Source organism: Devosia sp. (genome assembly GCF_030689745.1).
In the GTDB taxonomy this organism is placed as follows: Bacteria; Pseudomonadota; Alphaproteobacteria; order Rhizobiales; family Devosiaceae; genus Devosia; species Devosia alba.
In genome coordinates, this window is the sequence record NZ_JAUYGL010000007.1 from 43,556 (window position 1) to 69,495 (window position 25,940).

General features: G+C 60.2%; 25 protein-coding genes and 4 pseudogenes. 15 read left to right on the forward strand and 14 right to left on the reverse strand.

Annotated features, from left to right (window positions below; translation table 11 throughout):
• The first annotated feature begins 21 nt into the window (after positions 1-21).
• Genes Q8O80_RS00780 through Q8O80_RS00795 form a run of 4 tightly spaced genes read left to right on the forward strand, consistent with a single transcriptional unit; the run spans position 22 to position 3,657 of the window.
• The gene (locus Q8O80_RS00780; RefSeq protein WP_305575954.1) at positions 22-765 is read left to right on the forward strand and encodes a sulfite exporter TauE/SafE family protein; all 744 of its coding nucleotides are present in this window, start codon (positions 22-24) and stop codon (positions 763-765) included.
• Between the two features lie 59 nt (positions 766-824).
• Positions 825-1,394, forward strand: a complete 570-nt coding sequence (locus Q8O80_RS00785) for an amino acid synthesis family protein (RefSeq protein WP_305575910.1) — start codon at positions 825-827, stop codon at positions 1,392-1,394.
• Positions 1,391-2,740 (forward strand): amidase, encoded by a 1,350-nt coding sequence (locus Q8O80_RS00790; RefSeq protein WP_305575912.1) that lies wholly within the window; start codon positions 1,391-1,393, stop codon positions 2,738-2,740. Before Q8O80_RS00785 ends, Q8O80_RS00790 begins: the two co-directional genes overlap by 4 nt.
• The gene (locus tag Q8O80_RS00795; RefSeq protein WP_305575914.1) at positions 2,740-3,657 is read left to right on the forward strand and encodes an ABC transporter substrate-binding protein; all 918 of its coding nucleotides are present in this window, start codon (positions 2,740-2,742) and stop codon (positions 3,655-3,657) included. The genes Q8O80_RS00790 and Q8O80_RS00795 overlap by 1 nt, the downstream gene beginning before the upstream one ends.
• Here Q8O80_RS00795 and Q8O80_RS00800 read toward each other — a convergent pair whose 3' ends face one another.
• Both Q8O80_RS00800 and Q8O80_RS00805 read right to left on the reverse strand, forming a co-directional pair.
• The gene (locus tag Q8O80_RS00800) at positions 3,658-4,413 is read right to left on the reverse strand and encodes a GntR family transcriptional regulator (protein WP_371136064.1); all 756 of its coding nucleotides are present in this window, start codon (positions 4,411-4,413) and stop codon (positions 3,658-3,660) included.
• A gap of 16 nt (positions 4,414-4,429) precedes the next feature.
• Complete coding sequence (locus Q8O80_RS00805; RefSeq protein WP_305575918.1) at positions 4,430-5,104, reverse strand: DUF4286 family protein; 675 nt, start codon at positions 5,102-5,104, stop codon at positions 4,430-4,432.
• A 352-nt stretch (positions 5,105-5,456) separates the two neighbouring features.
• Here Q8O80_RS00805 and Q8O80_RS00810 point away from each other — a divergent pair, with 352 nt between their 5' ends.
• From Q8O80_RS00810 to Q8O80_RS00825, 4 genes and pseudogenes are all read left to right on the forward strand, one after another.
• Positions 5,457-6,434 (forward strand): ABC transporter substrate-binding protein, encoded by a 978-nt coding sequence (locus Q8O80_RS00810; RefSeq protein ID WP_305575920.1) that lies wholly within the window; start codon positions 5,457-5,459, stop codon positions 6,432-6,434.
• A 22-nt stretch (positions 6,435-6,456) separates the two neighbouring features.
• Positions 6,457-7,251, forward strand: a complete 795-nt coding sequence (locus Q8O80_RS00815; RefSeq protein WP_305575922.1) for an ABC transporter ATP-binding protein — start codon at positions 6,457-6,459, stop codon at positions 7,249-7,251.
• On the forward strand, positions 7,248-8,069 hold the full coding sequence (locus Q8O80_RS00820; RefSeq protein ID WP_305575924.1) for an ABC transporter permease: 822 nt from the start codon (positions 7,248-7,250) through the stop codon (positions 8,067-8,069). Before Q8O80_RS00815 ends, Q8O80_RS00820 begins: the two co-directional genes overlap by 4 nt.
• Before the next feature lie 187 nt (positions 8,070-8,256).
• Positions 8,257-9,707: pseudogene (locus tag Q8O80_RS00825) on the forward strand (ISKra4 family transposase).
• A gap of 248 nt (positions 9,708-9,955) precedes the next feature.
• Here Q8O80_RS00825 and Q8O80_RS00830 read toward each other — a convergent pair.
• The gene (locus Q8O80_RS00830; protein WP_305575926.1) at positions 9,956-10,474 is read right to left on the reverse strand and encodes a PAS domain-containing protein; all 519 of its coding nucleotides are present in this window, start codon (positions 10,472-10,474) and stop codon (positions 9,956-9,958) included.
• A 45-nt stretch (positions 10,475-10,519) separates the two neighbouring features.
• Positions 10,520-10,975: a PAS-domain containing protein gene (locus Q8O80_RS00835; RefSeq protein WP_305575928.1), complete on the reverse strand. Its 456-nt coding sequence runs from the start codon at positions 10,973-10,975 to the stop codon at positions 10,520-10,522.
• Positions 10,976-12,275: 1,300 nt separating this feature from the next.
• Here Q8O80_RS00835 and Q8O80_RS00840 point away from each other — a divergent pair.
• A complete protein-coding gene (locus Q8O80_RS00840; protein WP_305575930.1) occupies positions 12,276-12,437 on the forward strand; it encodes a hypothetical protein in 162 nt (53 codons plus the stop codon).
• A gap of 232 nt (positions 12,438-12,669) precedes the next feature.
• On the opposite strand, the gene Q8O80_RS00845 is transcribed toward Q8O80_RS00840, so the two are convergent.
• The gene (locus Q8O80_RS00845) at positions 12,670-13,137 is read right to left on the reverse strand and encodes a MucR family transcriptional regulator (protein WP_305575932.1); all 468 of its coding nucleotides are present in this window, start codon (positions 13,135-13,137) and stop codon (positions 12,670-12,672) included.
• A gap of 250 nt (positions 13,138-13,387) precedes the next feature.
• On the opposite strand from Q8O80_RS00845, the gene Q8O80_RS00850 reads away from it, so the two are divergent.
• Positions 13,388-13,831: a hypothetical protein gene (locus Q8O80_RS00850; protein WP_305575933.1), complete on the forward strand. Its 444-nt coding sequence runs from the start codon at positions 13,388-13,390 to the stop codon at positions 13,829-13,831.
• Positions 13,832-13,895: 64 nt separating this feature from the next.
• Here Q8O80_RS00850 and Q8O80_RS00855 read toward each other — a convergent pair.
• The 3 genes and pseudogenes from Q8O80_RS00855 to Q8O80_RS00865 all read right to left on the reverse strand — a co-directional run.
• Positions 13,896-14,783: pseudogene (locus Q8O80_RS00855) on the reverse strand (IS3 family transposase); the annotation flags it as partial.
• Positions 14,784-16,145 carry an IS110 family transposase gene (locus Q8O80_RS00860; RefSeq protein ID WP_305575934.1) on the reverse strand — a complete coding sequence of 454 codons (1,362 nt, stop codon included), beginning with the start codon at positions 16,143-16,145 and terminating at the stop codon, positions 14,784-14,786. It abuts the pseudogene before it with no gap.
• A gap of 229 nt (positions 16,146-16,374) precedes the next feature.
• Positions 16,375-16,623 (reverse strand): annotated as a pseudogene (locus tag Q8O80_RS00865) (transposase); the annotation flags it as partial.
• A gap of 273 nt (positions 16,624-16,896) precedes the next feature.
• On the opposite strand from Q8O80_RS00865, the gene Q8O80_RS00870 reads away from it, so the two are divergent.
• Both Q8O80_RS00870 and motA read left to right on the forward strand, forming a co-directional pair.
• A complete protein-coding gene (locus Q8O80_RS00870) occupies positions 16,897-17,235 on the forward strand; it encodes a hypothetical protein (RefSeq protein WP_305575936.1) in 339 nt (112 codons plus the stop codon).
• Positions 17,236-17,435: 200 nt separating this feature from the next.
• Positions 17,436-18,299, forward strand: coding sequence for a flagellar motor stator protein MotA (motA, locus tag Q8O80_RS00875; protein WP_305575938.1), 864 nt, complete (start codon positions 17,436-17,438; stop codon positions 18,297-18,299).
• A 147-nt stretch (positions 18,300-18,446) separates the two neighbouring features.
• On the opposite strand, the gene Q8O80_RS00880 is transcribed toward motA, so the two are convergent.
• Both Q8O80_RS00880 and Q8O80_RS00885 read right to left on the reverse strand, forming a co-directional pair.
• Positions 18,447-19,757: an MFS transporter gene (locus tag Q8O80_RS00880; protein ID WP_305575940.1), complete on the reverse strand. Its 1,311-nt coding sequence runs from the start codon at positions 19,755-19,757 to the stop codon at positions 18,447-18,449.
• Positions 19,758-19,766: 9 nt separating this feature from the next.
• Positions 19,767-20,069: a metal-sensing transcriptional repressor gene (locus Q8O80_RS00885; RefSeq protein ID WP_305575942.1), complete on the reverse strand. Its 303-nt coding sequence runs from the start codon at positions 20,067-20,069 to the stop codon at positions 19,767-19,769.
• Between the two features lie 122 nt (positions 20,070-20,191).
• Here Q8O80_RS00885 and Q8O80_RS00890 point away from each other — a divergent pair, with 122 nt between their 5' ends.
• Together Q8O80_RS00890 and Q8O80_RS21490 are read left to right on the forward strand one after the other, a co-directional pair.
• Positions 20,192-21,367 carry a nickel/cobalt efflux transporter gene (locus Q8O80_RS00890; RefSeq protein WP_305575944.1) on the forward strand — a complete coding sequence of 392 codons (1,176 nt, stop codon included), beginning with the start codon at positions 20,192-20,194 and terminating at the stop codon, positions 21,365-21,367.
• 179 nt (positions 21,368-21,546) lie between these two features.
• Complete coding sequence (locus Q8O80_RS21490; protein ID WP_371136065.1) at positions 21,547-21,639, forward strand: YHYH domain-containing protein; 93 nt, start codon at positions 21,547-21,549, stop codon at positions 21,637-21,639.
• A gap of 66 nt (positions 21,640-21,705) precedes the next feature.
• On the opposite strand, the gene Q8O80_RS00895 is transcribed toward Q8O80_RS21490, so the two are convergent.
• Together Q8O80_RS00895 and Q8O80_RS00900 are read right to left on the reverse strand one after the other, a co-directional pair.
• On the reverse strand, positions 21,706-22,467 hold the full coding sequence (locus Q8O80_RS00895; protein ID WP_305575946.1) for a hypothetical protein: 762 nt from the start codon (positions 22,465-22,467) through the stop codon (positions 21,706-21,708).
• A gap of 10 nt (positions 22,468-22,477) precedes the next feature.
• Positions 22,478-23,122: a HupE/UreJ family protein gene (locus Q8O80_RS00900; RefSeq protein ID WP_305575957.1), complete on the reverse strand. Its 645-nt coding sequence runs from the start codon at positions 23,120-23,122 to the stop codon at positions 22,478-22,480.
• 278 nt (positions 23,123-23,400) lie between these two features.
• Here Q8O80_RS00900 and Q8O80_RS00905 point away from each other — a divergent pair, with 278 nt between their 5' ends.
• On the forward strand, positions 23,401-23,592 hold the full coding sequence (locus Q8O80_RS00905; RefSeq protein WP_305575948.1) for a hypothetical protein: 192 nt from the start codon (positions 23,401-23,403) through the stop codon (positions 23,590-23,592).
• A gap of 340 nt (positions 23,593-23,932) precedes the next feature.
• Here the strand turns inward: Q8O80_RS00905 and Q8O80_RS00910 are convergent.
• Together Q8O80_RS00910 and Q8O80_RS00915 are read right to left on the reverse strand one after the other, a co-directional pair.
• Positions 23,933-24,397, reverse strand: a pseudogene (locus Q8O80_RS00910) (penicillin-binding transpeptidase domain-containing protein); the annotation flags it as partial.
• Positions 24,398-24,480: 83 nt separating this feature from the next.
• A partial coding sequence (locus Q8O80_RS00915; protein ID WP_305575950.1) for a chloride channel protein occupies positions 24,481-25,940 on the reverse strand: 1,460 nt, incomplete at its 5' end.

Consider the following 25,940-nt stretch of genomic DNA (forward strand, 5'->3'; position numbering starts at 1 on the left):
CGAGGAGAGTAGGTTTTGCCCGTGTTCGAATTGGTCATCGTCTTCATCTGCCTGGCTTGCGGCGGAATTCTGAAAGGCGCGACCGGCGCAGGGGCACCGATCCTCGCCATTCCCGCCATGGCGGCGTTTCATGACGTACGCTTTGCCATAGTCATCATGACGGTACCGAACCTCGTTACCAATGTGATGCAGGCCTGGCAGAACCGGAAGCACCATTTGCGAGCCAGCTTCCTCGTACCTTTTCTGGTATCAGCGGCTGTCGGCGTGGTGCTGGGTACCTGGGCGCTGGTGGGGCTGGATTCGCGGACCCTGTCACTGGTCGTGGCCCTGGCCGTGCTGCTCTATCTGGTGCTGCGGGTGACCAAGGCCAACTGGCAGCTGAGCGCGCCGCTGGCCGCGCGGCTGGCTGCGCCATTCGGGTTCGTGAGCGGTGTGGTACAAGGATCGGCAGGTATCTCCGCGCCCGTCTCGCTGAGTTTTCTCAACGCCATGCAGCTCGACCGGCTGACTTTTATGAACACCGTGTCCTTGCTGTTTGTGACCTTCGTCACCGTGCAACTCCCGGCTCTGGCCTTCACCGGCGTGCTCACGTTCGGCGGCTTTCTCCTCAGCTGTGCGGCTTTACTGCCAATGTTGCTCGGCATGTCCTTTGGCACCTTTATAAGCCGGACCGTGTCGCGCGCGGCCTTTGACCGACTCATCATGCTGTTGCTGGCCGGCCTAGCCGCAAAAATGCTTTGGGACGTGCTGATCTATGTTAGATAAGATTGACGGACATATTATTGTATGACAAACATCTCTGAACCTTTAGCTGGAGCTGCCTCATGGATCTCATAATCCGCCGCACTTTAACACTGATCGACGACAAGCGGGTAGACGCAGGACGGCGCGCTGAGATGCCGCTGCGCAAGGTTGCGGTGATTTACATGCTCGAAAACCCCTATATAGGCCGCTATGTGGAAGATCTATCGCCGCTGATCGAAGCCAGTGAAGGGCTGGGCCGGGACATGGCGCAAACGGCGCTCAAGGCGCTCGACGGCATGCCGGTGCAAAGCTATGGGAAGGGCGGGGTTGTGGGCCTTGGGGGCGAGCAGGAGCATGCCAATGCCCTCCTCACCACCACATTTGCTAATCCGTTTCGCGAAGCTATCGGTGGCGCCCAAGCCTGGATTTCCTCCATGACCAAGGTGGCGGCGCCGGGGGCGGTGATTGACGTGCCGATGAACTGCAAGGACGACGTCTATGTGCGTTCGCACTATGATGGCATGACGCTGCTCATTCCCGATGGTCCGATGCCGGACGAAGTAGCGATCATCTTCTGCATGGGCACGGGCGGTCGCATTAATGCCCGCGTCGGTGGCCTGCGCTACGAAGATATTCCGGCCTCGGCATGAGCCAGCCTGCGGCGTCCCATCTAGTGCTGGAGGGCCCTCATGAACGGTACCAGTCTGGCGCCACGACGCCGACTGATGTGCTGGATGGCTATCTTTCGACCGTCTCGGCGAGGGAAGGTGAGGTCAAGGCCTTCACCGTCATCAATGGCGATGGGGCAATCGCCGCGGCCGCAGCGTCGACAAAGCGCTGGGCGGAAGGCAAGCCACTCTCTGCGATCGACGGCATGGTGATCGGCATCAAGGATGTTATCGAAACTGCCGACATGCCGACCGGGCAGGGCTCGCCGATCTGGGAAGGCTTTCACACGAGGCGCGACGCTGCTTGCGTGCAGGCGCTGCGCGAAGCAGGCGCCGTGGTGCTGGGTAAGACCACGACAACCGAATTTGCAACGCGTCACAGCTTTGCCGATACCCGCAATCCGCACGACACAGCCCGTACGCCGGGCGGTTCCAGCAGCGGCTCGGCGGCTGCAGTCGGCGCTGGCATGCTGGATGGGGCGCTGGGGACGCAGGTCGTGGGGTCGATCCTGCGGCCATCGAGCTATTGCGGGGTCGTAGGCTTCAAGCCCAGCTTCGGCGCCCTCAACCGGGGTGGCGCCAATGATCAGCTGAGCCACAGTTGTCTAGGAACGATCGCCACGACGCTGAGCGGCGCCTGGGCGCTGGCAACGGCGATTGCCGAGCGAGTCGGCGGCGATCCCGGGCATCCGGCGCTGCGCGGCGACACCAAGCTTTCGGAGGCACGGCAGCCGCGCCGGCTGGCCTTGCTGAGGACAGCCGGCTGGTCGCAACTGGAGCCTGGAGCGCGCGCGGCGCTGGATGCGGAACTGCGCCTGTTGCAGGGTGCCGGGGTGGAGATTATTAGCGACGCGAAGGACACCGACCTCGCCGCTCTGGAAACAGCGTTGGCCGAGGCCTGGCCGCTGACGGAACGCATCCTGTCTTGGGAATTCTGCTGGCCGCTGCGCAGCTATCCCTATGGGCAACTGAGCCCGATCATGCAGGCGCGCTTATCCGCGGGCCTGGAAATGACCCTCAATGACTACGAAGAGGCCCTAACACGGCGCGCGACCATTCGGCAGGCTTATGAGCGCGTCGCGGAGCGGGTGGACGGTTTTGTCACCCTTGCTGCGACGGGCGCGGCGCCGCGGCTCGACGACACGACTGGCAGCCCGGCCATGAATGTTCCGGCCTCGCTCCTTGGCGTGCCGGCCGTATCGCTACCGATCCTCAGCGATGGCGGCCTGCCGCTCGGCCTGCAACTGATCGGCAGCAGGGGCGGGGACGCTGATCTGATGGCTCGGGCCCGCTGGCGCCTCGAGCTCAACGTCAACGGAGTTTGCTGATGTATAAGCTAATGGTTGCCGATGTGGATTCCCCATCCTATTTCGTCGCCACCGCTGCAGTGAAGCTGGGATTCTTCAAGGCGGAAGGAGTCGAGGTCGAGTTCGTGCCTGAATATGGCGCCAAGAGCGGGCCGGAAAAGCTGCGCGATGGCACCATCCACTTTTTCGGCGGGCCAGCCTTTGCCGCCACCCGGGCTTTCCCGATGTGGCAGGGCGCCAAGCTACTCTGCGCGCTGTCGCAATACTCCTACTGGTTCATGGGCATTCGCAAGGACATCGACATTGCCCCCGGCGATATCCAGGCACTCAAAGGCCTGCGTGTCTCGTCCTCGTTCAAGTTTCCGCGAACTGCGCTGCGGCACATGTTTGCCGAAGCGGGGCTGGCGTCGGACGATGTCCAGATCGTCGAGAGTCTCGCAACGCAATCGGAATGGCACAGTCTCGACGGGGTCCGGGCCATCGAGCAGAACCACGCCGATGCCTTCTGGGGCAATGGGATGCGCCTGGCGCTGGCCGAAAAGGCGGGCCTCGCCAAACTCCATCTCGATCTTCGGCGTGGTGACGGCCCGGAGGGTGCTCGCTTCTACAATTTCGCCGCGCTGACAGCGACCGATGCCTTGATCGAAAAGGAGCCCGAGGTCGCGGCTGCCGCAGTGCGTGCCGTCCGGGCGACGCAGGCTGCACTGCGCGCCGATCCGTCGCTCGCACGGCAGGTGGGCGATGAGTTGTTTCCCAAGGACCAGGCCGAGCTCATTCCGGTTCTGGTGGAGCGGGATAGCCCCTATTACGACGCGAGCATCGGGCCCGAGGCGCTGGAGGGGTTGAACCGCTTTGCCATGGCCAATGGTCTCAGCGACCGTGTACTGGCGGATGACGAGATCGTCGCAACTCAGTTCAGCCGCTTCTGGACCCGCTGATCAGCTGGCGCCGCGCAGCCGTTCGCCGGTGCTTTCGAGCGAGATTTGCCGCACCGCCGCTTCGCGGGCCATGGCGACGTGATTGGCCGCGGCCTTTTCGGCGCGCTGCGTGTCCCGTGCCATGATCGCGTCGGAGAGCTCCTGGATTTCGGCGACGCTGAACGTGAGACGGCCCGGCTCGCTGAGGGATTTACTGCGCAGAAACGCGACGCGGGCCATCAGCTGCCGCACGACGCTTTGCAGCACCGGATTGCCGGCGCCGCGCAACAGGATCTCGTAGAAAAGGCTCATGCTGCTGAGGAGCTGGTGGCGATTCTCCAACTGCGCGGCTTCGCCGAATTCGCGGGCAGCAACCATAAGCTTTTCGAATTCAGTTTGTGGCGCGCGCTCGATAAAGGCCCGGACTACGGCCGTTTCAAAAATAGCGCGGGTCTCGTAGATGGCTTCGGCCTCGGCAACGGTGATGAAGGCGACCATAGGGCCACGGCGAGATTCCACCGTAATCAGTTGCTCGCTTTCGAGCTGCCGTAGGACTTCGCGCACCGAGGTGCGGCTGACGCCCAACGCTTCGCAGAGCTCTCGCTCGATAAGGCGCGTGCCGGGCGGATACCAGCCCTCGATAATGGCCATGCGCAGCTTGTCGAGTACCTGTTCGCGCAAGAGGGCGCGAGGCTGAACGATACGCAGATCTGGCATGTCCGAAGCCCCCAACTCTCCCGCGCGCAACCGATCTGCTGGTCCCGATACTTTATCCATGTTCGATCTCCGAGGTCTAGGCCGCAGGTTGCGCCAAGAATCGCTGACGGCGCTTTGTGAATACCATGTACGTGCCGCGAAACCAGCTTTCGGCGGCGAGCTGATCACGCCAGGGCGTGGTACGGGCGGCGGCCCGCGCGGAACTTTCAAGTGCATCGGCGGAGGCGAGGTGGTGCAGCGCCAGGTGCGTATAGCTCTCAGGCGCGCCATCGACGATCTGGTAACGGCGGACACCGAGCCATTGCGGCTCTTCGAGCAGCCTGGGCACGTGATCCTGAGTGTACCAATCGTTGAAGTCGGCTTGCCGATCTTCGGGCACGGTGAAGAATACCGAATAGAGCACCAGGCTCTCCAGCATCTGGGCTTCGCTGATCCCCTCCTGCTGCTGCCAACTCAAGAGCCGGCCGGTATAGCGTGTGAAGCCGGAGACATCGCGCAACATGCGCGCGGTGCGCTCGCTCGGTTCGCCCTTGATGCGCTTATACTGGTCAGTTTGCAGCGCCTCCGGCGACTCCATGTCATAGACCGCCAGAAAGCCCGGACCGTCGTTGCGGCAATAGCGCTGAGCCCCGAGAAATCCCGGCGCGGCCATGCGGATTGGGATGTGCTCGGTATCGTACCAATCGTGAAAGTCGGCCTCCCAGCTGGGATCGGGAGTCATCTCGGAAAACAGTACGCCGCCTGGTCGCATCTTAACTCTCTTGACGTTCGTCATCTTGTATGACGATACTATGTCATCTTGTATTTTGGTTGTCCAGTGAGGGCAGCCAAACCAAACGCCACCGATGCGTACTGGATAAAAAACAAGCGAGGGCAATGCGAGCGCAAAAAGTGATCAGCATCTGGACAGGGCTTGTAGTATGTCATACTGTCATACAAAACGACAGGGGCTGGTCTTTGTCTTTGCTGCGCACGGTCGAAGAGCTTGCCGCAATGATGCGGCTAGGGCGAACTGGCGAGCCGCATAAGTGGCCCTGGTTCGAGTTGGAGAAAAGCGCGCCGGTTCAGGGGGACCGCGCGATCATTAAGGGAGCGATTATTACATGAAAAAGCTAGTGAGCCTGACCGCTACGGCACTTCTCGTCACCACTGCCTTTGCGCACGCGCAGTCACTCGAGCCGTTCCGCTACGGTACGGTTGCCACCAAGGGTGACGCCGGCTTCGTCTACATGGCGGCCGAGGACGGGTTCGATGACAGCTTCGGCATTGACATCGACATGCAGTCGTTCAAGGGCGACTCTATCCTGCTGCGCGGCCTGCTGGCCGGTGAACTCGATGCTTATATCGGCAATCCCGGCGGCCCGATGATCGCGGCCAGCAAGGGCGCCGACATCAAGATCATTGGCTGCCCATGGCCGGGTCTGACCTATGCGCTCTTCACCAAGCCAGAAATAACGTCGGTCGAGCAGCTGGCTGGCGGCACTATCGGTGTTTCCGCCCCCGGTTCTCTGCCGGATCTATTCTCGCGTGCCGTGGTCAAGTCGGCCGGTCTCTCGCTCGACGACGTCAACTTCACGGTCGCTGGGAGCGACTCAGAACGCGTGGCGGCCGTTTCGGCCGATCTTATCACTGCTGCGCCGAGCTCGAGCGAATTCAACGCCAAGGCGCCGGAACTAGGCCTCCATATGCTGGTGCATGCGCGCGACGTCGTGCCCGAGTATGTGCGCTTCTGCATCATGACCCGCGGCGACATCGTGCGCGATCGCCCCGACTACATCGCCAAGTTCCTTGCCGCGCAGATGAAGGGCTTCAGCTATGCCCTCGAAAACAAGGACGCGACTCTTGCTCTTTCCTATGAAAAGGCAGAGATGCCCGAAACCGACCAGGCGCCTGTGCTGATCTACGACGAGGTGGTCAAGTTCGGTGCGGTCAATCCCGAGATGACGGTTGAAATCGACAAGCTCGAATGGCTGAGCGGCCTTCTTGCCGAGACCGGCAACATGGATGCTGGCTATGATCCCACAATGATCGTCGACACGAGCGTGCTTGAAAACGCCAAAGCGCTTCTCGCGGCCCAATAACGACAGAAAAGGAGACCTTGCAATGGCACTGGTCGAAATCCAGAACGTCACCAAGACGTTCAAAACCAAGGTGGCTGGTGCTCAAGGCGAGGTGCACGCGCTGAGCGGGGTCTCCTTTTCCCTCGAACGGGGTGAGATTGTTGCCATCACCGGGGCGAGTGGCTGTGGCAAGACCACTATGCTGCGTATCATCATGGGCCTCGAGCAGGCTAGCGGTGGCTCTGTGATGGTCAATGGCAAGAAGGTCAACGCCTGCGGTTACGACCGTGGCATGGTGTTTCAGCACTCTGAACTGCTGCCCTGGCGCAGCGCTATTGAGAATGTAGCGTTCGGGCTCGAACTCAAGGGCATGGACAAGCCAACCCGGGTGGCCGAAGCCGCGCGATATCTGGAGCTCGTTGGTCTCAGTCACGCCGCCGAGCGCCTGCCGCATCAACTGTCGGGCGGTATGAAGCAGCGCGTGGGCATTGCCCGGGCGCTTGCCATCGGGCCTGACGTGCTGCTGATGGATGAGCCGTTCGGCGCGCTAGATGCGCAAACCCGCGAGGGCCTCCAGAACGAACTCCTGGCCATCCAGGCCAAGACGCAGCAGACCATCATTCTGGTTACCCATGACCTCGACGAAGCCGTGCTCTTGGCCGACCGCGTCGTGGTCATGAGTCGCGGGCGGGTCGCCGAAATGCTCGATGTACATCTGCCCCGACCGCGCCCCAGCCTTGCCGCGTTACGCGGCAATCCTGAATTCGGCAACAAGCGACTGCGCTTGTGGGAGCTGCTGAAGACCGAAATGGACGCCGATGCGAGAAAGGCCGCATGATGACCACCGACCACACCACCGTGCCGGTTAGCATTCGCATGGACCTTGTCACGATCCTGATGAGCCGCCGGTTCATCACCCTCACCTCGGTCGCCATCGCGCTGTTGCTTTGGGAATTCTTTGGCCGCCAGGTCAATCCGCTATTCGGGTCCTATCCTTCCGCGATTGCAGTTGCAATGGTCGAGCTCACCCTTAGCGGACGGCTGCCCAGCGCCTTCTTCCAAAGCCTGCAGCCCTTCGTAGTCGGATTCAGCATCGCGGCCATCCTAGGCATTCCGATTGGTATGCTGCTCGGTCGGTTCCGCTTCATGGAAGCCGCCTTCGGCATCTATGTTACGGCGGGCAATGCCATGCCGCTAATCGCGATTACGCCGCTCTTCATGCTCTGGTTCGGACTGGGCTTTACCGTCAAGGTCGCTATCATTGCCACGCTGTCGTTCTTTCCCATCTGCATGAGCACCTGGTCCGGCGTCAAATCCATTCCCAAGTCGCTGATCGAAGTGGGCGAATCCTTCGTTGGCTCGCGCCGGGCGATTTTGCAGAAGATCGTCCTGCCGGCCTCCGTGCCCTATATCATGGCCGGCATCCGGCTTGCTGTCGGCAAGGGCATCATCGCCATGATCGTGGCGGAGTTCTTCACCGCGCTTTCGGGTCTGGGCGGCATCATCCTCACGGCTGCCAACAATTTCGAAACCGCCGAAATGTTTGCTCCGATCATTGTGCTATTAACATTTGCCATTATGCTCAATGCATTCGTGCAATGGCTGGAACACGTAATCGCACCCTGGCATGTCCAGGTTACGGGTCAGGAAGACTAATAATAGAACTTCCACCGACGCGGTTCACTCATGGCACTTATCTCGGTCATTTTTTGCTGCATGAATAGTTGAGGGCGGATGTGTCATCGCCCGAGACCGGGAACTTCTCTGGGGTGAGAGCGGCCACGATCTGTTAGGACGGACTGCGTCATCACCACCTTCTTTGGCCACAGAGGTGCTGATGACAATGGAATGGACGATTTCGATCGAGGGGACAAATGAGTTCGGAGACACCAGCCGCCGAGAGTTCCGGATCGACAAAGCGATGAACGCCTTCGTGGTGGGGACCTTGGCCTGTCGATCGACGACGGCAGCAAGATCATGGCCACCCTACAAGCAGCGGTCGTGACCCACGAGGTCGAGGCCTACACGCTGTTCCGAAGGGTCTGCCCGGATTGCCAAACCATTCGGTTAGTCAAGGACTATACGACGCGCCGCATTCGAACGGTCTTCGGCACGGTGGAGGTTCGCAATCCCCGCTGGTTGTTGTGCCGGGACTGCCATCCAGGAATGGACGCTGCGTTCGCGCCTCTCAAGGAAATCTGTCCGGATCAGGCAACGCCCGAGCTGATGGAACTGACGGCACGGCTGGGAAGCATGATGCCATATCGGCAGGCCGCCACCATGCTCGCTCAATTCCTGCCCGTTGAGCCGACTGAGACGCATGCTACAGTGCGCAAGAGGACAATCCGTATCGGCCAGCGGCTCGACGAGCAGATAACCAGGGAATCGTGGTGTGCGAAAACGCAGATGGATGAAGACGTCAGCTCGAGATGCAGCTTCCTGGTGACCGGCGCAAAGAGTTCGTTATCAGCATTGATACCGCTCATGTGCGCAGTGCCGACAAGCACTTAGCGAGAAACTTCGAGATCGTAGTTGCCCGCTGCGGGCGTGGTGGGCGGGGAGATTCGGGCGGCCGATATTTCACCACCAGCAACACCGGCCAACATGCGATGCGGGATCGCGCCCTTCACGCGCTTCGCCACGAGGGGTATTGCGGCATTGGCAATGTGACCGTGATTTCCGATGGCGCCGAGATCCTCAAACGATTGCCTCGTGCGATGCCAAAACCGACCACCCACATCATCGACTGGTTCCACATCGCCATGAAGAGTCAACCCATGCAGCAGATCGCAGATCACATGGCTCGATCCTGCTTTGATCCAGCCGGTGCGCTGCCGTCTATCGGAAGGGAGATTAAAGCCGTGAAGTGGCGTCTTTGGCACGGAACACGTGGATCGCACCATCGGCGACCTCGAGCAGCTTGTCGCTAAATTCAAGGCCAGGCAGGAAGAAGGGGCACTCGTCGACGCGCGCCTTCATAACCTCTGCGCCCAGCTCCTTACCTTCATCCGCTCAAACCGCAGTGCGATCGTCAACTACGGCAAGCGCTACCGATCTGGCCTTCGCGTTGCCACGACCCTTGCTGAGTCGGCGGTCAATTCGCTGGTGGCCAAACGAATGGCGAAGAAGCAACAGATGCGCTGGACTCAGCACGGTGCCCACATGCTGATGCAGGTTCGAACAGCCGATATGAACGGCGAGCTTCGCGATCGGCTTCGCGCAAGATTTCGGCTGCCTGAACCTCAGGTGCCTTCGTTGTACAATCCAAAAGCACCGCTACTCCGAGCCGCATAAGCCCAGAGAAGTTACCGGTGTCGATAGGATCGATGTCGACCAGCACGAACGATAGCCATGCGCGTCGGCTGCGTCGCGATAATCGTCCCATAGGGGGTCATGCATGATGTCCGTTGCGATCACAGCTTCCCGTCGAAACGCAGCCGTGCCGCATGATCCCGCCTTGGGGCCGATGCGGGCGCCATTGATCGCCGCTGCGTATGCCTTCGCCAGACTTGGCGCCGGCCATGCCGCAAGCGACCTTCGTTCTAGTCAACCAGCATGACCGAGCCGAAAATCCCGTTCAGCTGTGATTCGACCAGATACTTGAGCTGCTCCAGCACCTCCTCGAGCGGCGCGCTCATCGCGATCATCTCAAGAATATGCGCCTGTCCGTTGCGCAGGACGTCGGCTTGCTTACGCGCCGTGATGTCGTGCGCGATGCCGATCAGACCCGTGATCTGGTTCTGGGCATCGCGCAGGGGCACCTTGGTCGATGAGAGCCATTTCGTGGCGCTAGAGGAGTCAACGATCGACTCCTCCTGGTCGATCATCGGCACCTCGCTGTCGAGGATGCCTTCCTCGACAGCCCGAAACGTCCGGGCAACAGCGGTAGGATGGATGTCAAAGTCCGACAGGCCGATCATATCGCTGGGCTTTGCTCGGCCGCTATCGGAGGCGATAGCCTTATTGGCAATCAGGAAGCGGCTCTGTGTGTCCTTGACCCAAAGATAGTCCGGTACCCAGTCGATCAGAGTTTGCAGCGACAAAAAACGTTCATCCGCCACGATGCGGTTGGCTTCGTGCTCTGTGACATCCTCGTGTGTGGCCAGCTAGCCACCGCCCGGCATCGGTTCGTGACAGACGCGGATGCTTCTGCCGTCCTGAAGCTCGGCCGACCACACCTTGGGTCCGATGCCAGTACTGACGGAGGCGCACCATTGCAGGTAGTCGCCGGCGCCCATCGGGCAGGTTCCGGCGGCGATACGGAGCTCGACGATCTCGCCGAGGGAGGCGCCCGGGCGAACTTGCTCCGGTGTGAGACGGTAGAGCTCGGCGTAGCGGCGGCTACACAGAACCAGCCGCCGCTCGCTGTCGAAGAAACAGACCCCCTGCGAAACATGATTGATGGCTGTCTCATAATGCGCGGTCTGCGCTTCAAGCGCCGTGATCGCGGTCTGGAGGTCCTGGACCACGGCCTCGTATGAGGTAGTTGCCAGTTTGGCCAGCGCCTCCCAGTTGACCTCCGCCAGCACCTCGGCGGCCCGCGCTAATAGATCTTGGCTCAAGTCCCGTCTCCCACTCGCCCGGAGCGGCCCTTGATCAGACGCCCCCAAGTGATTCACGGCACGAAGGACTAGATCAGCGTGATATAGCCTCAATGGCCGCCATGTACTGCAAATACGCAGTATGGAGCATACAAATTACAGTTGTCGGCCGCGAATTAAACGTCAATGTCGCTGACATAGTGTCGAAATTGTTTTCGGCATACTTGGTCTAATATTTCAGGAAATGGGTGCGTCTGGTAGATTGATCGGCATATCGAAGGACTCGATCGACAGCGAACGAATGGCAGCCGCTGCCTAGCGGGCGAGTTTGCCCTCGCGAGCGTAGTGGAAGAATTGCTGGTCTACGTGTCGAAGCTATGAAGGTTGTTCATACATAGGCATGCGCGCATGACGTCCATGGTCGAGCCCTTCTAATCTAGACAGGCGTTGAGCCGTTTGACTATACCTTCGGTCCCGCGCCCGTTCGATCATAAGGCCGCCGGCAACGTCTGGTAGAGACATTCTCCAGGGAGGAGGTGACCAAATGGAGGAACGGAGGGTCGCAGCGAGGCGGCGAACCCTGAAAGGCGCGCATATCGTGTTCAACGAAGGACGCTCCACGATCACCTGTATCGTGAGAAATCTCTCAACGACTGGGGCATTGCTTCGAGTAGAATCCGTGATCGGCGTCCCGCCTGACTTCATCCTCTCGCTGGATGACGGCACAAGCTATCGATGCGGGGTGGTCCGGCGGTCAGGGACCGAGATCGGGGTCAAGTTCGGCCAAGGTGAACCGTAGTCATCATGGCCCTGCTGAGCGGGGGTGATGCGATGGCGGTTGCCCAAGACGGTCGCCGTGTAGGACAAGCCAAGGACGTGGTCACCTTTGCGGTCACGCAAGCGATCGATCTCGTGCGGCCGGCTTCGTCGTGGTCAAGCTGATTGCGCTGGCCCGCATGGAGCGGCGTCGGGACTGTCATTAATTTCGTGTGCGGGCGGTCGGTTGAACATCACGCCGCCATGGCCGGTGGAGCCGATAGGGCCGCGACGGCGGCCGTGCTGAACCTGACCGCGGGACAGCGGGTGACCTACGTGCAGCCGATCGGCCACATGGCCTGATCGCGCAGTGGCACGAACGCATTTGGCTGCATTGACCCTTGCCATTTCGGTCCGCCCTATGCCCGCCAACCATGCCGGACTGTGCGGATCAAATTGGCCACGTCATCGAGATGTTCGACTAACCCGCTCCTTTAGACAGCGGTCAGCGTACTTCCTTGAACCGCGTGACGCCGGTGTCCAAGATTACCGCCGGAGGTGGCAGATGGAACAGGAACGAGAGTGTCTAGTCCAAATTGTTGAAGCCACGCATGGCGGCGAGACTCACCGTGCGACCTACTTCGTCGAAAACAGCATCATCCACGCCCAGATCGGCGGCCATGCCATGTTGAGCCGCGTGGCAACGCACCGGCGGCAAACACGGTGAAGGCACTGCTGACAGAGTACCTGATCCAGCGGCGGCGTGTGACGAACCAGGCCGAACGCTGGCTGTCATCGCGGAGGCTAACCCATACGGAACCTGGCCACGGCGCTTGAGGTCAGCAGGTTTCCAAGCCAAGCTGGCAAGGTTGACGTCCAACTGGCCCCGGGCTTTCATGGGAATTCTTCTTGAACCGAAGCCCGGCGGAGTGCCGGGCTCGGCTGCTAGTTGTTCTATTCTACGCGTCGATCTTCGGCTTCTTGGTCCGCTTTGTGGGTATTGCCGGCACCGCAGCGGGTTTCCGACCAAGTCCATTGGCTTTCGCCAGGGAAGACCGCGTGGCAGAGTAATTTGGCGCCACCATCGGGTAGTCCGAGGTCAGGCCCCACTTGGCGCGATACTCATCGGGTGTCATGCCCAGCGTGCTCAAGTGCCGTTTGAGCGATTTGAACTTCTTGCCATCATCCAGGCAGATGATGAAGTCCGGCGTGACCGACTTCTTGATCGGAACGGCTGGCGTGAGGTCTGCCATTGGCGGTTCTACTGGTGATGCTGACAGCGAACGCAATGCGCTGTGGGTGCTGGTGATCAATGCTGGTAGATCAGCGGTCGAGAGCGCATTGTTGGCGACATAGGCCGAGACGATTTCGGCAACCTGCTCCAGCAGGACAGCATCCATTATCTCACGATCAGTCGGGGTACTCATTACTGGGGGTCTCTCCTGCAGAACTCTTGCTGGCTCTGCGTCAAAATGGTGGGGATGTCCCTGAATAGCCCGGTGCGGATCAGTTCGCTAGGGTCTTCATTGACCACCGATCCATCGTTGGACGGCAAATATTAATCGGGTGTTAAGGCCGGATGCGCTCCGCGAAGATAGAATGCCACCGATTCTGCGCGGGAGATATTAGATTCTGGAGTAGATATACTCATGTCAGTTTCTTAGGAAGGTACTTTTAATGACCAAAACCGCAATGGCCGCGTTCTTGGTAGCGGTGTCGTTCAGCGGCGCAGCCCATGGGCAATCTCTCAACGAGTTCGTCAGCGCTGGGCAACTTGCCAGCTTTTGCGCCGATCGCGACGTAGGGAGTACTACCGGAGCGGCCCTAACCCTCGCCGATGGCCAGTCAATCAGGGGTGAGGTGCATTGCGATGCCTCTGCCGTGGCTGGTGGGCGCGCCAATGACCTTGGCGTGGTCGATGGAACACCTGGATACCGCCCCACCTTGCCTGAGCAGGCGAGCGACGAGGCCAGGGCCGCCGTCGCGTCTGCTGGAAGCAACGGGGCGGCTATGCGCGAGCAGAACGTGCCTGCCGATATTGGCCGACCGGACGATGCGGGGAATTCGGGCAATGCCGGGGGCCCTGCGAACGCCGGTGGCGGCAACGGACTTAGCCGCTAATGGTCCTAGCGAAGCAACGTCTGCTGCACTGGACTGCCCCCGGTTTGGTAGACATTTCCTAGCCTCACGCCGCGGCGGTTTCGAACGCCTCGGGACTGACGCCGCCAATATGGCTGTGGCGGCGGGTTCGGTTGTAGAAGACCTCGATATAGTCGAAGATGTCGGCGCGGGCGAGGTCTCGGGTTTTGTAGACGCGTTTTCGGATGCGCTCCTTTTTCAAGCTTGAGAAGAACGACTCTGCGACGGCATTGTCCCAGCAGTTGGCACGCCGGCTCATACTGGGTTGCAGATTATTGGCCTGACAAAACCGCTTGAAGTCATCGCTGCCATATTGGCTCCCCTGATCTGAGTGAACAAGGACGCTGCCGTCAGGCTTTCTGCGCCAGACGGCCATCAACAGCGCATCCATGGCGAGCTCTCTAGAGAGGCTGGGCTTCATCGACCAGCCCACCACCTTACGCGCGAACAGGTCGACAACGACAGCAAGATAGAGCCAGCCCTGCCAGGTCCGGATATAGGTAATGTCGGTCACCCATACCTTGTTGGGCGCATCAACAGTGAAGACGCGTTGCAGGTGGTTCGGCGCAATGATCGAGGGGCGGCCGACAATGCCTCGCGGCTTCTTATAGCCGCGCACGGGCTTGATGCCGTGCTCAGCCATGATGCGTTCGACACGGTGGAGGCCGCAGACTTCGCCAACTTCTCGCAGATCGCCGAAGATGCGACGCGCACCGTAAACCCCATGACTTGCGCTGTAGGAATCGCGGATGAGATCGAGCAGGCGGGCATCTTCCCTGGCGTGATCGCTCACCGGCTCGTGCAGCCAGGCGTAAAAACCGGCGCGAGCCACCCGCAAGACGCGGCACATCAACGTGATGGCGTAGTCATGGCGGTGCTCGTTCATGAAGCGGTACTTCACTCGGGTTCCCTGGCAAAGTACCGCGCGGCTTTCCTAAGAAACACCAGTACCGTCTGTCGTAGGCTCGAGGTGATAGCCAAGCGATCGGGCACGGCGCTGCAGATTGGCAAGAACACGGCTACGGTGCTGCTCATCATAGGATGCAGCACCCGGATCCTGATAGCGCATCCCATGCCGAAGAGCATTGTAGAACAGGACCGCGATCTTGCGGGCCGTCGCAGTCACCGCCTTCTGCTTGCCTATGCGGCCTGCCAGTCGCCGATAGAATGCACCCAGGGCGGTGTCGCTGCGCCCAATGGTGGTTGCAGCCAGCCGTAACAACGCGGCCGCCCGGCTGGAGGATCGGCGGGTTCGCGACGAGAGCAGCTTGCCGCCGGAGATCTTGTTCCCAGGCGCCAGGCATAGCCACGAGGTAAAATGCTTGGCAGTCGGCCAGGCCCGCAGGTCTGTGCCACACTCGCCGACCAGCTTTAGAGCCAACGATGAGCCGAGACCGTGGATCTGCGTCAGGTCGGTGCCGACAAGACCATATAGTGCAGCGCGCACGTCAAAGGACGGTGCATTCACCTGCTTCGTCTTGGTCCGGATTTTTGGAAGGGGCGGGAGCGGGGTCTCAAAATCAAGGGCCATTGAGGCAATTGCACTTTCGAGCCGCCGATCACACTCAAGCATCTTCTGCTGGTAAAAGTCGTAGAGTTCCAGGGACTGGGAGAGTGCAAAAACATGCTCCTCTCGGTCGTTGCCGATCAGGGCGGCTCGTATTGTCGCTGTTGAAGAGTGGCAACGCACATCGCGCATGGATGCCAGGACATCTGGATCCCGCTCGCCCGATACGATCGCCCGAATGATCTTCATCCCGGTCACTCCGGTGATGTCCGACACGACGTGGTGCAATTGCAGGTTCATCTCCATCAGCGCCTTCTGCATGTGCTGGATGTGGGCGGCGGCATATTCGACAAGACGCTCTCGCTGCCGCAGATAGGCACGAAGCGTTGCCACCTGGGCATCGGGACGGAAGCTTCCGCGCAGCAGGCCATAGGAATGCAATTGGCGAAGCCAGGCTGCATCGCTGACATCGGTCTTGCGACCGGGGACGTTCTTGGCATAACGCGCATTCACCAGAATGACCTCGAACCCGTGCTGCTCAAGTATCTCAAAGGCGGGGATCCAGTAGACGCCGGTCGACTCCATCGCCACGCTGGTGACGCCGCAGGATTTGAACCAGTCTGCGAGATCCTGAAGATCGTGGGTAAAGGTGCCGAAGGCGCGTATTGGCGTATCGTTGCTGTCCGGGTTCACGGCAGCCATGTGCATCGTAGATCCAATGTCGATCGCCGCCGCCCCGGGATTCGTTCGTATCAGGTTCTGAGGACTGGCAGACTTTGGCTTGGGCATGCTTCTCCTCCCATGGTGATGGAGGGGCTGGGCCGCGCAAGTTCGTCATTTTCCTAACCGGGATCGCCACCGAAATGGCGTCACCACTCTCAAGTGCGCAACAGCCCATGTGCCACGTTTTTTAACGGGGTCGAGAGCCTCCAATAAGCAGTCGGCAACTCCCCTCCACCGACCACCGTAGCATGCCCTGTTTCTACCGCGCACAGGCGGGCCAAGGCCCTTGATCGTTTTTTAATAAATCCCGCTCCTCCTCCGTACGCCGCAGCTGCGAGCGCAAGCGAAGAACCTCGCTCTTGGCCTCCAAAAGCTCCTGCGACTGCTGCTCGGATCGGTCGGGCGACACCGCCTTAACCCATTTGTACAGGCTGTGGGCCGACACGCCCAAACGGGCCGCGACATCCGGAACCCGATAGCCGCGCTCAACCACCTGCCGGACGGCTTCTTCTTTAAATTCTGGGGTAAATCTCTGGGTACTCACAAGCTGCCTCCTATGCTCAAAGGATAGGCGGGGCATGTCTACCGGGCTAGGGGCAGTCCAGCTGGCCTAACCGCGTGTCCACCGAAACGGCAGCAGCGCATCCTTGTCACCTGCCCAAGAACTGCCCTTCCAGCGGTCGCTCCTTAAAGCCGATGGGTTCACGGTCGAAGGATATACTAAGCCTATGCACTGCAAGAGCCCGGATGAGCGCTAGGATGAGCAAAATCGCCACCCGTAAAGACGTTGTTAGCGTTACCGAACTATTATGGAGGGATGAGCGAGCCGACGAAGCATCTTAATCCACTGACCTTATTCATCGCCATTATGGCCATGGTTGTGGTGCTTCTTGCCCCGGCACATGCGACGGTGAATCCGGTGGTCGTCGAACTTCCGCTTCACCAGCGCTTGAATGCTTCGACGGCCATCAGCATCTCGGTCACCGGCCATGCTAGCCATCACGGCACCGTCCATGACCATGTACACGACATCCTCGCAAGTCGACCGATAACGATGGCCGCATCATCCGTGCCGCCAAACACCTGGTGGGCCGCGGGGCAACAGGGTTTTCCACTGTCCCTCAATCTCACACCCGACCAGCCTCCCAGAGCCTGACCTGATCGCCATGCGCCTCGGCGCACATGTTCAGACACCCTCCGTTATGAACGGACGGGCTCAAGAGGCTATTTCATGACTGTTTACCTGCATCTCACCCCCGGATGGGTGACGAGCGCGCACTCGACCTTGCGTGGGAAAATCAAAGCCACCCGCACGACATCGACACCCCTTCCCTTCACTCAGGAAGGATATTTGCCATGCGCTTGATCGTCGGCAGTATCGTGGTGCTGCTTTGTGTCTTCGGCGGTTACATGGCCCTCGGCGGCCACATTGCCGTCCTGTGGCAGCCCTTCGAATTCGTCATCATCTTGGGGGCCGCGATCGGCGCCTTTATCATCGGCAACTCCGGGCATGTCCTCAAAGGCACGATGGGTAGCTTTGGCGCACTGCTCAAGGGTCCCAAGTTCAGCAAGACCGACTACGCGGACATGTTGGGTATGCAGTACGCCATGTTCAAGCTGATCCAGTCGAAGGGCATTCTGGCTCTCGAGCAGCACATCGAGAACCCATCCGACTCCAAGCTGTTCAACGCTTTTCCGTCGTTTGCGAAGAACCACCACGCAGTCGAATTCGTCTGCGACTACCTGCGCATGGTGACTTTGGGGTCCACCAACGTCCATGAGATGGAAGCGCTCATGGACGAGGATCTCGAAACCCACCACGAAGAGCAGGAAGAAATGGTCGGAGCTCTCCAGTCTCTTGCGGACGGCACACCGGCGCTGGGCATTGTCGCCGCCGTGCTGGGCGTCATCAAGACCATGGGCTCCATCAGCGAGCCGCCAGAAGTGTTGGGTCACATGATCGGCGGCGCTCTCGTCGGAACGTTCTTCGGTGTGTTTGTGGCCTACGGTTTCTTCGCACCCATGGCCCAGTCGCTCCGGAGCACTTTCAACTCGGAGTCCAAATACTATCGGTCCCTGAAGGCCGGGCTCCTCGCCCATATTTCAGGACAACCGCCGGTCATGGCAGTCGAGTTTGCCCGAAAGGCGTTGATGAGCAACGTCCGTCCGACCTTCATCGAGGTCGACGAAATCACGCAGAATCTTCCCGCCACAACCTGATTACACCGCGGGGGCGGCTGACGACCGCGCGTCAATGTATGAACGAAGCCGAACAGGATCGGCACTATGCTGATTAAGCGTGCATATGTTCGGAAACCGAGTGGTGGGTGGTCGTCTGGATTGCGACTATCCATCCAAAGAGCGTGGTCACCGCCCCGGCCATACAGTGTGTTCGGCGCCGATGACGAACTCATGCGCGTGGGCATGTTTGCCGGTCGACCCATTGAGATGAGGATGGTCCGCCGGCAGATCGTCGTGCGTGTGTTCGACTACGACAGGATCATCGACCGGCCAAAGTCGCAATGCCGCGACCAATCCCAGAGCCGCAACTGCTGTCATGACCAGGAATGTCACCGGCAAGCCCGCAGACGCACCCAGCCACCCGGCCAGCGGATAAGTAACCAGCCAAGCCGCGTGCGACAGGGCGAACTGAGCCGCGAACAGGGCGGGACGATCTTCGGGATTGGATGACCGCCTGATAAGCCGGCCAGCCGGCGTCTGGGTGACCGAATAGCCGACGCCGATGATGACCCAGAGACCGAGAAGCACGCCGTATCCGGGTAAGGCAGCGCCGGCGAGCATTGTCGCAACCAGGATGCCGGCGCCGATCAGCATGACGGGGCGATCGTCGAACCGATCGAGCAGCCGTGGCAGTGCCAATGCCGCGAGCATCGAGCCGCCGCCGAATGCAGCGAGGGCTACCGCCGTCGACTGCTGCGTCAAGCCGAATACCGACTGGACCAACACCACCGTGTTGACGATGACCATCGAGCCGGCGGCTGAGACGGCAAAGGTCAATGCCAACAGTCCACGCAGGCGCGGCGTCTTGAGATAGATGCGGAGACCCCGCGTAGTTCGATCGTATATGCCCCTCGGAGCCGCCGGCTTTGGACTGGGAAGTACCACCGAAGCAACCAGCAGCGCCGAGGCGATGAAGCCGATCACGGTGCCCGCAAATAGGTTATTGAACGAGATCACCGTCAGCAGTGCCGCCGCCAGCAAGGGGCTGGCAACGCTTTCGAGGTCATAGGCCAAACGTGAAAGCGAGAGCGCTCGAGTGTATTCCTTTTCGTCTGGCAACACGTCGGGGATGGTAGCCTGGAAGGTCGGCGTGAAGGCCGCCGACGCCGATTGCAGAACAAAGATCAGCACGTAGACCTGCCAGATGTCGGACACGAACGGTAGAAGCAAGGCAACCGCCGCACGAACCAGATCAAGCGTCACTAGCATGGCCCGTCGTGGCAGACGCTCGGCGAAAGCTGAAGCAATCGGCGCCACCCCGACATAGGCAATCATCTTGATCGCCAGGGCAGTACCCAATACCGCGCCGGCATTTTCACCTGCTAGATTGAAGGCGAGCAGGCCGAGCGCCACGGTGGCGAGGCCCGTCCCGATCAGCGCGATCACCTGGGCGAGGAACAGGTGGCGGTAGGTTCTGTTTTTCAAGACACCGAGCATGATGGCCTCCTAGAGGTACTTGGCTATGGCCCGGAACTCGTCGATCGCAGTGCGATGGTCTGCGTCCAGCGGCCCCACCGCATTGTCGAGGCAGTGGTCCAGGTGATCGTGGATCAAGGTCTTCTTGGCCTGCGCGATGGCTTTCTCGACAGCATGCAATTGGTGGGCGACGTCCAGGCATGGCCGACCGCCTTCGATCATCTCGATGACCGAGCGCAGATGCCCGTCTGCACGCTTCAGGCGCTTGACGATGTCGGGATGCGTGTCGTGGACATGCGAATGGCTGTCATCGTGGGTGTGTGACTGTGTCATGCCCTACTCATATCCCCAGGGGGGGATAAATTTCAACCCGCCAAATATCCCCCCATGGGGATATTGACGACATCCCCCCAGGGGCGGATATGTGGGGGTCAACTTCACCCAAGTTGGTTGCCATGCTCGACTTCTCGGAAATGATCGCACGGGGAGCCGGCAACGCCTGGTTCTTCATCCCCAGCACCATCCTGCTCGGCGCCCTGCATGGCCTCGAGCCCGGGCACTCCAAGACCATGATGGCGGCCTTCATCGTCGCCATTCGCGGGACGGTCTGGCAGGCCGTCCTTCTTTGGCTTGCGGCCACTATTTCCCACACCATGGTGGTCTGGGCGATCGCCTTGGGCGGGCCGTACTTCTACCAGGGCCTCGATGCCGAAACCGTCGAGCCCTATTTTCAGCTACTGTCAGCGGTTATCATCATCGGGCTGGCACTATGGATGATCCATCGAACCTGGCGCGACCAGCAACTGGCGAAGGCTGCGATGGGACACGATCACCGCGATGGCGGTTCCCACGGCCACAGCCACTACGAGCACGGCCATCAGCATGGGCATGACGAGGCCCGCGATATCGACACCGGCCATGGTGTCCTTCGGGCGGAAATATTTGAAACCGGCCAGCCGCCGAAATGGCGTGTTCGCACTCTCTTCGGGCAAAACTGGCCAGCCAGCGAAGTCAGCGTGATGACCGAGCGCCCGGACGGCTCGAAACAGACCTTCGCTTTCGTGAGCAAGGGCGAGTACCTCGAATCCATCGACGACATCCCCGAGCCGCATGAGTTCATGGCCCGGCTGACACTTGCTCACGGCAACCACGGCCACGACTGCGATCTGTCGTTCGTCGAGGGTCGCGGCCACGACGCCATGCACGAAGAGGTCAAGGGCCTGCAACTGGCGACCGATGGCTACCAGGACGCCCACGAACTGGCCCACGCCAACGATATCCGAAAGCGCTTCGCCAGCCAGCGAGTCACCACCTGGCAGATCATCCTGTTCGGCATCACTGGTGGCCTGCTGCCTTGCCCGGCGGCTATCACCGTTCTCCTGATCTGCCTGCAGCTCAAGGAAATCCCGCTTGGCGCCGTCATGGCGCTCTGCTTCTCGATCGGCCTGGCGATCACACTCGTCACCGTTGGTGCGATTGCGGCGATTGGCTCCCGGCATGCGACCAAGCGTTTCCCCTGGCTCTCCGTCATGGCCGCCAGGGCGCCTTACCTTTCAGGTGCCCTAATTATTATCGTCGGTCTCTATGTGGGCTACTACGGCGTAGTGGGTCTTGCCGTTGGTTACACATGATCAAACAAAATACCGCTCCAGAATTTACTCCAAAAATTCCGAACGAAAATGGTTCTTTACATTCCCCAGTGTATTGTCGCTGAATAACAATAGTGATCTAGAGATCATGTTTATTTTTGGAGAGATATAAATTGAGGAAGATTACTGCATTGGTTTTGACTGCGCTTCTTACCGTGTCCATGGCTGGCTCGGCTCATGCGCATGGCGGCGGATTGAATAAAGATGGCTGTCACAACAACCGGAAAACTGGCGACTATCACTGCCACCGATAAGACAAAAGGCCCGCGAAAGCGGGCCTTCTACCTTTGTTCACTGACAGCTAATGCAGTCAGTTCTGACTATATCAGTTTGCGCAGCTCTGAATAATCGCCGGTTGTACGGAGAGTCACTATCACGTCGGCATCTCCGCGGTTGCGGAAGAACCAGCCGTGCGTTCCGGTTACCGGGGCAACCATCTGGCCGCTGTCGGCGATCACGCCGCGGCCCTCTTCGTAGCTCAGCGATTGTCCCTCGCCCTCGCCATGCGCGTCGAAGTTAATGACGCCGCCGTCCACCACGAACTCGTAATTGGCGACGGCGCCCGCCTGCATGACCATCTTGTATTCGGTGCCCTGCATCGGGGTCAGGGTGAAGCTCACCTCGTCCCGCCAGGCTGGGGCCGCTGCAACAGGTGCTGCCGCAACCGCGACGGGTTCGGCAGGTGCGACGACAGCTGGGACGGGAGGTAGCGTTACCGCCTGTCCCGCGGCCAACTGTGACTGCAAGGCAGCCAGCGTCTGTTCGATGTCGTCCATTCGCGACGCCAAGGTCTGGGTATCGGCTGTCGCAACCGAGGCGATGGGGACCACCACATTGCCGGACGCGACAGCCGCACTCATCGCCTCATTGTCAGCGGCCTCCTGCGCGAGCTGCATCTTGATCCGACCCATCTCGGTCAGCCCCAGCATGCCGCCCACCCTGGTAACGTCGACGCCGTATTCGGACGGCAGCACGATGGTGACAAGGATGGCCAGGGCCGAAACGCCGGCGATGATTGTTGAGCCGACAAGCTTTTCGGTGGAAGGCAGGTCAGCGCGGTCGGGAAAATCTGTATTGTACATTTGTGTCTCCCTAAGGAACGACGAAAAGGCCGACCAACTGGTAGCCAAAGAGGACGAAACCGGCGCATATCATGGCGACGTTGGCCGAGAAGGCGAGCTTCCAGAACGACGCCGTGCGCCGCCAAAAACCCATCAGGATCAGGATGCAGGACAACGCCATCAACTGGCCGATTTCAACGCCGACATTGAAGGCGATGAGGTTGGGCAGCAGCCCATCGGGCGAGATGTCGTATTCAAGGATCTTGGTGGCGAGGCCCAGCCCGTGGAAGAACCCGAAGATCAGGGTCGCGGCCTTGGTCTTGGGCTGGAAGCCCAGCCAGCGCTGGAATGCCCCAACGTTGTCGAGTGCCTTGTAGACCACCGATAGCGCGATGATCGCGTCGATGAAATAGGAGCTGACGGCCCAGTTGAAGAACACGCCGAGCAGCATCGTGGTCGAGTGACCGATGGCGAACAGCGACACATAGATGCCGATGTGCTCCATCCTGTATAGGAAGAAGATCACCCCGAAGAGGAACAGGATGTGATCATAGCCGGTGATCATGTGCTTGGCGCCGAGATAGACGAACGGCAGCAGGTTCGCGCCGGTGATTTCGGCGATGTAGCCGGCGTCGGACGTATCGACGCCATGGGCACTCGCGGTGCCCGTAAGCATTGCGGTGATCAGCAGGCCGAAGGCAGCTGCCACCGATAGTTTAGGTGTGCGGAATCGTTCCGCGGCCCACGTGAGGGGCGATATTTTGGACATGAGGGAAACCCCAATGATTTGAACTGAGCCTTCCGGCCCGGCGGTCAATCGTTGGGTGGAATTCGTGGCGGTCGGTCCATCGTATGGGCGATGCCGAGCACGCTGTCGCCCGACACGCTCTGGAACCATCCAATCGGAGGCACTGTCCAACTCGCCACGATCAACGCCGGGAAGTGCGGGGTGTCATGAGTGTGATCAGCGGCATTGTGGTGACCCGAAACGCTATTGCCAATGCCGTTTTGTCCGGCATGGCTGTGACCGTGATCGTCGCTGGCGATCGCCGCAGTTATGGCATTGGTTGTATGAGCCATGGAGGACCCGGTGGCGCAGCCGAACATGCTGATCACCGCAAAAAGCAGGATCAGCAGGCGTCGTAAATTGATTGGGCTCCGGACGATCACCGCTTCTGCTTAAGGCGATGCGGTTAATCCTTGGTTAGCCACATGGGCGTCCCCAAAAAGCCTAAACACGTCTCCGGCATTTTGATCACGGCCCGTCCGCATATTGTTGCGATGGAAAACCGCGGAGCCGGTCTTCCCGGCATTCTTGCTACTGAAAGCCTGCGATGATCGCGTCGTCGACGCCGTTGCTTTCCATGGGGGCGACTCCCAGCATAGGCCCGACCTTGGCGATGACGCGTCCCGAAACTTCGCCGGCGTTCCAACCCGCTGTGTTCCCCGATTGTGGTGTTTCGGGGGAGGCCTCGTCGACAAGGATCTACATTACGTACTGCGGGTCCCCCATGGGGAAGGCGGTGACGAAGACGGTGAGGTTCATGCCCGTGCCATAGCGACCGTCTATTACCTTCTCCGCCGTCCCGGTCTTGCCGCCGACCCGATAACCGACCGCCAGCCGGTTCATTCGTGAACCCGAGCCCACGACAGCGTTAAAACGCAGCAACTGCCGCATCTGGGCGCTGGTCTGTTCGGAAATGACCCGTGTCGAAACGGCGAGCGCCGCCTCTTCTTCGCGTGGGTAGAAGGTCGGCGGGATCAGGTTGCCGCCATTGACGAACGCCGCCAAGGCACGAGCCATATGCAATGGCGAAATGCTGAAACCATGTCCGAAAGATGCAGTGGCGGCGGCGACCTCCGAGAAGCTGGCGGCGACACGTGGCGGAGTGCGCTCCAGCAACTCGGTGACGAGGGTCTGGTCAAAACCGATGCGGCTGAAGAAGGCGCGATAGTTGTCCTTCTGCCCCTAAAGGGTCAGGTCTCGGTGACATTCAACAGCGCTGGACACAACACATCGCAAAAACCGACCGCTCAACGGGCTAGGTCGGCGCGGGCTTTTTCTAGCTCATCTGCATAGCGGCGGAGCAGATGGCTCTCCGTCAACGTGCCGATCACCTTGCGCCCTACCAGATCCGATACCACGACCAAGGCATCCGCATTGTTCTTCTCGAACAGGTGCTCAGCGTCCCCCGCGCCCAATGCGGGATGGAGCATCACTTCGCCGTGGCGCAGGATGGTCTTTACCGCCGCCGCTTTGTCCGCAATCGCCTCGCCATAGGCATCTGCCACATCGATCATCCCCGCATAGCTGCCATCGTCACGCAGGGCGATGACCCGCGTAGCGGATCCGAGCGGGTAAAGTCGGCGGAATTCGCCAAGGCCGAGGTTTTCGGGTACGGGCTTGGTATCCCGGCGCATCATTTTGCCCACCGTCAGGTTGCGCATCCAGCCCACGTCATGGGCGCTGCGGATAGTTTCGCCCCGGAGGTGGAAGCGCCAGGTGGTGAACGAGTAGCCAAAGGTCTCGCGTACCAGCATTGACGACGCCGCAGCGGCGACCAGGACGGCGATCGTGAGCGGAAGGCTGCCGGAGGTCTCGAGCGCCAGAAACGCCATGGTCAGTGGACCACCGACAATAGCGGCTGCCAGGCCGGTCATACCCACCAGCATGAACACATCGGGATAGGGGAACAGCGTCGGATCGATCAGTTCCGTCAGCTGGTAGAACACCTGACCAAGAATCGCCCCAATGAAAAGCGACGCAAAAAACAGGCCGCCGCGGAAGCCCGAGCCGAGCGAAATCGCCGATGCCAGAATTTTCAGGACCACCACGGCGCCCGCCAGGGCCAAAGGCAGCGGCGCCTCGGTGAACGCACTTTGGACCGCTCCGTGCCCCGCTGACAGCACGGCAGGATTGAGCAACGCCAGCCCGCCAACCAGAACACCTCCAATGGCAGGACGGGACCAAGTGGGCGCGCGAACTCTCAGGAAGGCGGCTTCTACCAGGCCGACGAGCCGCATCAGCAGGATACCGATCCCTCCCGTCGCCAGCCCGCTCATCACGATCAGCAGCACTTGGGGCAGTCCGATGTCCACCGCCTGGGTGATCGTGACGATTGGCTCGCCGTGGCCGAACAGCGATGCAACGAGTACGGCCGCAATTGAGGCGGCAACCACCGGGGCCAGATTGGAAATTGTATAGGTGCCTATGATGAGCTCGAAGGCATAGAAGGCACCGGTCAAAGGAGCGCCAAAGGCCGCCGCAATTGCTCCTGCGGCCCCGCAGCCTACCAGCTTGCGCATGTCGGCCCTGCGCAACTGAAACAGATCTCCCAGCTTGGATGCAACGCCGCCACCCATCTGAGTATAGGCCGCCTCCAGCCCGACGGAGGCGCCAAAACCATTCGAGACGAGAGTCTGTCCCGTAATAATCAGACTGTCGACCATGGAGAGCTTGCCGCCATGCAGCGCATTGGCCTCCACCAGATCGA